We start from the raw sequence: 6,746 nt of genomic DNA, 5'->3' as shown, positions 1-6,746 counted from the left end.
GGGTGCGGGTTGTGGGTGGCTGGTCGCGCCCGCGCGGCGGTAGCCGCAAATCGATACAGCCCCGCGCCCCTGAAAAACCTCAGCTCCCCTGAGTCCAAGAGGCTCGGCGTACTTGTCTCAACAGTCGCTTCCGCCGCCAGCCCCCCACCTGGTCCGCGTACGTCATTCCCTCCAGGTGGTCCATCTCGTGTTGCAGGCACCTGGCGAAGAACCCTGTGCCCTCAACTGCAATCTTCTCCCCCGTCACCGTGTAGCCCTCGATCACCGTTTCGTCGTAGCGCTCCGTCCCTGCCTCCAACCCTGGTAGGGACAGGCAGCCCTCCGGGCCCCGGATCACAACGCCGTCCACGGCGATCACGCGGGGGTTGACGATGTGGCCGACGTGGCGGACCTCCTCGTCGTCGGGGCAGTCGTACACGAAAACCCGGAGGGGCTCGCCCAGTTGGTTGGCCGCGAGGCCCACGCCCTGGGCCGCGTACATCGTCGCGAACATGTCCTCGACGAGGGCCGCCAGCTCGGGGGTGAAGGCGGGGACCTCGGCGCAGGGCGTGTGGAGGGACGGGGCACCGTGCAAAGTGATCGGGCGGACTCGGCCGCGGGTGCCCGGGATGGAGCGGTGTGGCATGGCCGTAAGGGTACGGTCCTTTGTGACACGCGCATGTCGAACGGCCGTGAGACGGTGCCGGGATTCGGGAGTGCGAATGGATCTCGATAGGCTGGCCGCACACCACGTTGTCGTCAGGCAGAGGCGCGGCGCGTACGAAGGAGGATCGAGGACTGATGGCAGGCAACTCGGACCCGCTCACGCCGCGGGCCAAGATCGCCGTGACCGCGGGCAAAGCGGTCGCCGCGGCATCGCGGGCCGCGGGCCGCGGCAGCGGTTCGGTCATCGGCGGCAAGGTCGCCCTGAAACTCGACCCCGACCTCCTCGCCCGGCTCGCCCAGAACCTGGACGTCGTCCTCGTCTCGGCCACCAACGGCAAGACCACCACGACCCGGCTGATCGCCGAGGCGCTGCGCGCGGCGGGCCCCGTCGTCTCCAACGCGCTCGGCGCGAACATGCCCGCCGGCATCACCTCGGCGCTCGCGGGCGGTTCGGACGCGCGCTACGGCGTGATCGAGGTCGACGAGAAGTACCTCGCCGGGGTCGCGAGAGACACCGACCCGAAGTGCATCGCGCTGCTGAACCTCTCCCGTGACCAGCTCGACCGCGCCGCCGAGACCCGCATGATGGCGGAGGCGTGGCGCGAGGGGCTGAGCGGCTCGAAGGCGGTCGTCGTCGCCAACGCGGACGACCCGCTGGTGGTGTGGGCCGCGTCGTCCTCCCACAACGTGATCTGGGTCGCCGCCGGGCAGATGTGGAAGGACGACGCCTGGTCCTGCCCGTCCTGCGGCGGTGTCCTCCAGTGGCCCGGCGACGACTGGTACTGCGCGGAGTGCGGTTTCCGCCGCCCGCAGCCGAGTTGGGCGCTGTCCGGTGACCACGTCATCGACCCGCACGGCTCCGCCTGGCCGATCCACCTCCAGCTCCCGGGCCGCGCGAACAAGGCCAACGCCGCGTCCTCGGCCGCCGTCGCCGCCGTGTTCGGGGTGCCGCCGCAGGTCGCCCTGGAACGCATGTACCAGGTGCAGGCGGTCGCCGGGCGCTACGACGTCGTCCAGTTCCAGGGCCGGGACCTGCGGCTGCTGCTGGCGAAGAACCCGGCGGGCTGGCTGGAGACGTTCAGCCTGATCGATCCCGCACCGGCGCCGGTGATCCTGTCGGTGAACGCGCGCGGCGCCGACGGCACGGACACGTCCTGGCTGTGGGACGTCGACTACACGCAGCTGACCGGGCACCCGATCTGTGTCATCGGCGACCGCAAGCTCGACCTCGCCGTCCGGCTCGAAGTGGCGAACCAGCACTTCCAGGTGTTCGACTCGGCCGACCAGGCGGTGGCGGCGTGCCCGCCCGGCCGGATCGAGGTCATCGCCAACTACACCGCGTTCCAGGATCTGCGCCGCCGCGTCGGCAACTGAGGGGATTCAGCCAGTGAGCGACAACCAACTGCGGGTCGTCTGGGTCTACCCGGACCTGCTGAGCACGTACGGCGACCAGGGCAACGTCCTGGTCGTCGAGCGGCGGGCGCGGCAGCGCGGTCTGGACGTGGCGCGGCTCGACGTCCGCAGCGACCAGCCGATCCCGACGTCCGGCGACATCTACCTGATCGGCGGCGGCGAGGACCGTCCGCAGCGGCTCGCGGCGGAGCGGCTGATCCGGGACGGGCACCTGTACCAGGCGGTGAACAACGGGGCGATCGTGTTCGCGGTGTGCGCCGGGTACCAGATCCTGGGCCACGAGTTCGTCAACGACCAGGGCCAGCGCCAGCCGGGCCTCGGGCTGCTCGACGTGACGACGACGCGCGGCGAGGGCGAGCGGTGCGTCGGTGACGTCCTCGCGGACATCGACCCCCGGCTCGGGCTGCCGCAGCTCACCGGGTTCGAGAACCACCAGGGCGTCACGCATCTCGGCCCGACGGCGCGGCCGTTCGCCCGCGTCCAGATGGGCAAGGGCAACGGCACGGGCGACGGCACGGAGGGCGCGTACAGCGACACCGTGTTCGGGACGTACATGCACGGTCCCGTCCTCGCGCGCAACCCGCTCATCGGTGACCTGTTGCTGAAACTCGCACTCGACGTGAACGCGCTGCCGCCGTGCGACGACCGGTGGTACGAGGCGCTGCGCAACGAGCGGATCACCGCCGCCCAGCAGCCTGCGTGACCTGTGTGTTCACCTGCTTTTCGGGGCACCGTCAACAGCCCGTCTGACGGTGCCCCCGCGCAGGTGAGCGGGTACGTCCAGCAGACGGACGCACCCTTCGGATCGACCCCTTCCTGACGCTAGGGTGTGCGGGAATCGTGCCGGACGACGTGGTCCGGTCCCCGGCCCACGTGAAGAAGGTTGTTGCGGGCTATGCGCATTGGTGTCCTCACGTCCGGCGGCGACTGCCCCGGCCTGAACGCCGTCATCCGGTCCGTCGTGCACCGTGCCGTCGTCGACCACGGCGACGAGGTCATCGGTTTCCGGGACGGCTGGAAGGGCCTCCTGGAGTGCGACTACCTCAAGCTCGACCTCGACGCGGTCGCGGGCATCCTCGCGCGCGGCGGCACGATCCTCGGCTCCTCCCGGGTCCAGCCCTCCCATCTGCGCGACGGTGTCGAGCGCGCCAAGGGGCACGTCGAGGAGCTCGGCCTCGACGCGATCATCCCCATCGGCGGTGAGGGCACCCTCAAGGCGGCGCGGCTCATGTCCGACGCCGGGCTGCCCGTCGTCGGCGTGCCGAAGACCATCGACAACGACATCGCCGTCACGGACGTCACGTTCGGCTTCGACACGGCCGTAGGGGTCGCCACCGAGGCGCTCGACCGGCTCAAGACCACCGCCGAGTCCCATCAGCGCGTCCTCGTCGTCGAGGTCATGGGGCGGCACACCGGGTGGATAGCTCTCCACTCCGGGATGGCGGCCGGCGCGCACGCCGTCGTCGTCCCCGAGCGGCCCTTCGACATCGACGAGCTGACCCGGCGCGTCGGCGAACGGTTCGAGGCGGGCAAGCGGTTCGCGATCGTCGTCGCGGCGGAGGGGGCCAAGCCGAAGGCCGGGACCATGGCCTTCGACGAGGGCGGCAAGGACGTCTACGGCCACGAGCGGTTCGCGGGGATCGCCCGGCAGCTGTCCATCGAGCTGGAGTCGCGGCTCGGCAAGGAGGCGCGGCCCGTCATCCTCGGCCACGTCCAGCGGGGCGGCACCCCCACCGCGTACGACCGCGTCCTGGCGACCCGCTTCGGCTGGCACGCGGTCGAGGCCGTCCACCGGGGGGAGTTCGGCATGATGACCGCGCTGCGGGGGACCGACATCGAGATGGTGCCGCTGGCGGACGCGGTCGAGACACTGAAGACGGTGCCGGAGGACCGGTACGCCGAGGCTGAGTGCGTGCTTTAGCTTGTTCGGCGGGTGCGGGTGGATCGTGGCTGGTCGCGCCCGCGCGGCGGTAGCCGCACATTGATGCAGCCCCGCGCCCCTAGGTGGGTTTGCGCCCCCGGTGTCAAGAGGTGCCGGGGGCCGCTCTACTCTTGTAGGCGCATATTTCCCCACCTTGTCTGGAGCCGCCCTTATGGATCACAGCGGGCACGGCATGACCATGGATCTGCCGCCGTTCACGCTGGGGCGGGGGTTGGAGTGGTCCGCTGATCCCTTTTTCCTGATCTCCTGCATTGCGGCCCTCGCGCTTTACGGGTGGGGCGTACTGAAACTCCGGCGGCGCGGGGACTCCTGGTCCTGGCCGCGCAGCATTTCCTTCGTGCTCGGGGTTCTCACCGTCGCGCTCGTGATGTGTACGAAGCTCAACGACTACGGCATGGTCATGTTCAGCGTGCACATGGTGCAGCACATGATCATCAGCATGGTGTCGCCGATCCTCGTGCTGCTCGGGGCGCCGATGACGTTGGCGCTGCGGGCGCTGCCGGTCGCGGGGAGGGGCCGCAAGGGGCCGCGTGAGCTGCTGCTCGCCCTGCTGCACAGCCGGTACATGACGGTGATCACGCATGCCGCGTTCACGATCCCGCTGTTCATCGCGAGCCTTTACGCGCTGTATTTCACGCCGTTGTTCGACACGCTGATGGGGTCGAAGGCGGGGCACCTCGGAATGATGGTGCACTTCTTCGCGGTGGGCGTGGTGTTCTTCTGGCCCATCATCGGGGTGGACCCGGGCCCGAACCGGCCGGGATATCTGATGCGGATGCTGGAGCTTTTCGCGGGAATGCCGTTCCACGCGTTCTTCGGTATCGCGTTGATGATGGCGTCGGAGCCGATGGTGAAGACGTTCGAGCACCCGCCGGCCTCCCTCGGCATCGACGCCCTGTCGGACCAGAGCGCGGCGGGCGGCATCGCGTGGGCGTTCAGCGAGGTCCCCTCGGTGATCGTCCTGATCGCCCTGCTCTTCCAGTGGTACGGCTCCGAGCAGCGCCAGGCCAAGCGCCAGGACCGCGCGGCCGACCGGGACGGTGACAAGGAGCTGGAGGCGTACAACGCCTATCTCGCGTCCCTGAACTCACGCCAGGGCTGATCTCAGGGCACCATGGGACGTGGACACGCCCAGCGGAGGGCGGCCCTGAGGAGGGTGTCGCGATGGCCGGTTCCACGGACAGTTCCACCAGGACCATGGGGGTGGTCACCGTCGGCGGACTCGTCGCGGTGACGGCCTACACGGTCGCGCTCGGCAGCAACGGCTGGCTGTGGTTCGGCTGGGTCGTGCTGGGGCTGATAACACTGGCGTTGATCGTCATGCGCCAGCCCTGAGGTTCACTGCGGTGCCAGTCGGGCGGCCGGGTGGACGCCCGGCTGGTACTTCGGGAGGCGTGCGGTGATCTTCATGCCGGCGCCGGGGGCCGTCTCGATGACGAGGCCGTAGTCGTCGCCGTACACCTGGCGGAGCCGGTCGTCGACGTTGGACAGGCCGATGCCGCCCGAGGGGCTGACGTCGCCCGCGAGGATGCGGCGCAGCAGTTCCGGGTCCATGCCGGCGCCGTCGTCCTCGATGACGACCGTCGCCTCGGCGCCGGTGTCCTGCGCGGTGATCCTGATGTGGCACTTGTCGGCCTTGCCTTCGAGGCCGTGCTTGACGGCGTTCTCGACGAGGGGTTGCAGGCACAGGAACGGCAGGGTGACCGGGAGGACCTCCGGGGCGATCTGGAGGGTGACGGCGAGGCGGTCGCCGAAGCGGGCCCGCACCAGCGCCAAGTAGTGGTCTATGGCGTGGAGTTCGTCCGCGAGGGTGGTGAAGTCGCCGCGCCGGCGGAACGAGTAGCGCGTGAAGTCCGCGAACTCCAGGAGCAGTTCCCGCGCCCGCTCCGGGTCGGTCCGCACGAACGAGGCGATCACCGCGAGGGAGTTGAAGATGAAGTGCGGCGAGATCTGCGCGCGCAGCACCTTGATCTCCGCCTCGATCAGCCGGGTACGGGAGTCGTCGAGATCGGCGAGTTCCAGCTGTACGGAGACCCAGCGCGCGACCTCGGCAGCCGCCCGGACGAGGACGGCGGACTCGCGCGGCGCGCACGCGACCAGCGCCCCGTGCACCCGCTCGTCCACGGTCAGCGGCGCGACGACCGCCCACCGCACGGGACAGTCCGGCACCTCGCACACCAGCCGGAACGCCTCGCCCCGCCCGGTCTCCAGCGCCCCCGACAGCCGCCCCATGATCTCGGCCCGGTGATGCGCCCCGACCCCGTCCCAGGCGAGCACATTCTTCTCGTCGGTCAGGCACAGGGCATCGGTCCCGAGCAGAGTCCGCAGCCGACGCGCCGACTTCCGCGCCGAGTCCTCCGTAAGCCCCGCCCGCAGCGCGGGGGCCGCGAGAGACGCGGTGTGCAGGGTCTGGAACGTGGCGTGCTCGACGGGGGTACCAAGCCCCCCAAGAGACTCCGGCCGCGCATTGCGCCGCCCCAGCCAGAAACCAGCGGCGAGCAGCGGAAGCGCGGCAACGAGCAGCCCCGCGAGAAACCCGCTCATGACCCGGCCTCCGGGGCGGGAAGAACGGACCGCTCGCCGGGGGACGGCGGCGCGGACTGATACGGGACCCGGTCCTCCTGCGCCGCTCTCCCCTCGCCCGACGGCCGGGCCTGCGGCGGAACACGGTCGCACGCCGCCCCGGCGTACGGCTCCGGCGCCCCGGCGTAGGGCTCCGCCACCCCACCCCCCGGCAGTGCACGGC

General features: G+C 70.4%; 7 protein-coding genes and 1 pseudogene. 5 read left to right on the top strand and 3 right to left on the bottom strand.

The window, feature by feature from the left end:
- Nucleotides 1-79: 79 nt before the first annotated feature.
- The gene (gene def, locus AOK24_RS31115; RefSeq protein WP_055723379.1) at nt 80-625 is read right to left on the bottom strand and encodes a peptide deformylase; all 546 of its coding nucleotides are present in this window, start codon (nt 623-625) and stop codon (nt 80-82) included.
- Between the two features lie 155 nt (nt 626-780).
- Between def and AOK24_RS31110 the strand changes: the two genes are divergently transcribed.
- From AOK24_RS31110 to AOK24_RS47800, 5 genes are all read left to right on the top strand, one after another.
- The gene (locus tag AOK24_RS31110; protein ID WP_055723378.1) at nt 781-2,019 is read left to right on the top strand and encodes a Mur ligase family protein; all 1,239 of its coding nucleotides are present in this window, start codon (nt 781-783) and stop codon (nt 2,017-2,019) included.
- A gap of 13 nt (nt 2,020-2,032) precedes the next feature.
- Complete coding sequence (locus AOK24_RS31105) at nt 2,033-2,761, top strand: type 1 glutamine amidotransferase (protein ID WP_055723377.1); 729 nt, start codon at nt 2,033-2,035, stop codon at nt 2,759-2,761.
- Nucleotides 2,762-2,953: 192 nt separating this feature from the next.
- A complete protein-coding gene (locus tag AOK24_RS31100; RefSeq protein WP_055723376.1) occupies nt 2,954-3,979 on the top strand; it encodes a 6-phosphofructokinase in 1,026 nt (341 codons plus the stop codon).
- 172 nt (nt 3,980-4,151) lie between these two features.
- Complete coding sequence (locus AOK24_RS31095) at nt 4,152-5,102, top strand: cytochrome c oxidase assembly protein (RefSeq protein WP_055723375.1); 951 nt, start codon at nt 4,152-4,154, stop codon at nt 5,100-5,102.
- A gap of 62 nt (nt 5,103-5,164) precedes the next feature.
- The gene (locus tag AOK24_RS47800) at nt 5,165-5,335 is read left to right on the top strand and encodes a hypothetical protein (RefSeq protein WP_107104089.1); all 171 of its coding nucleotides are present in this window, start codon (nt 5,165-5,167) and stop codon (nt 5,333-5,335) included.
- 3 nt (nt 5,336-5,338) lie between these two features.
- Here AOK24_RS47800 and AOK24_RS31090 read toward each other — a convergent pair whose 3' ends face one another.
- Both AOK24_RS31090 and AOK24_RS49845 read right to left on the bottom strand, forming a co-directional pair.
- The gene (locus tag AOK24_RS31090; protein ID WP_055723374.1) at nt 5,339-6,544 is read right to left on the bottom strand and encodes a sensor histidine kinase; all 1,206 of its coding nucleotides are present in this window, start codon (nt 6,542-6,544) and stop codon (nt 5,339-5,341) included.
- Nucleotides 6,541-6,746, bottom strand: a pseudogene (locus tag AOK24_RS49845) (hypothetical protein); the annotation flags it as partial. The gene AOK24_RS31090 and the pseudogene AOK24_RS49845, both read right to left, overlap by 4 nt.

Source organism: Streptomyces niveiscabiei (assembly GCF_001419795.1).
Lineage (GTDB): Bacteria > Actinomycetota > Actinomycetes > Streptomycetales > Streptomycetaceae > Streptomyces > Streptomyces niveiscabiei.
Note: the sequence above shows the minus strand (reverse complement) of the source record. Positions and strands in the feature narration are given on the sequence as shown.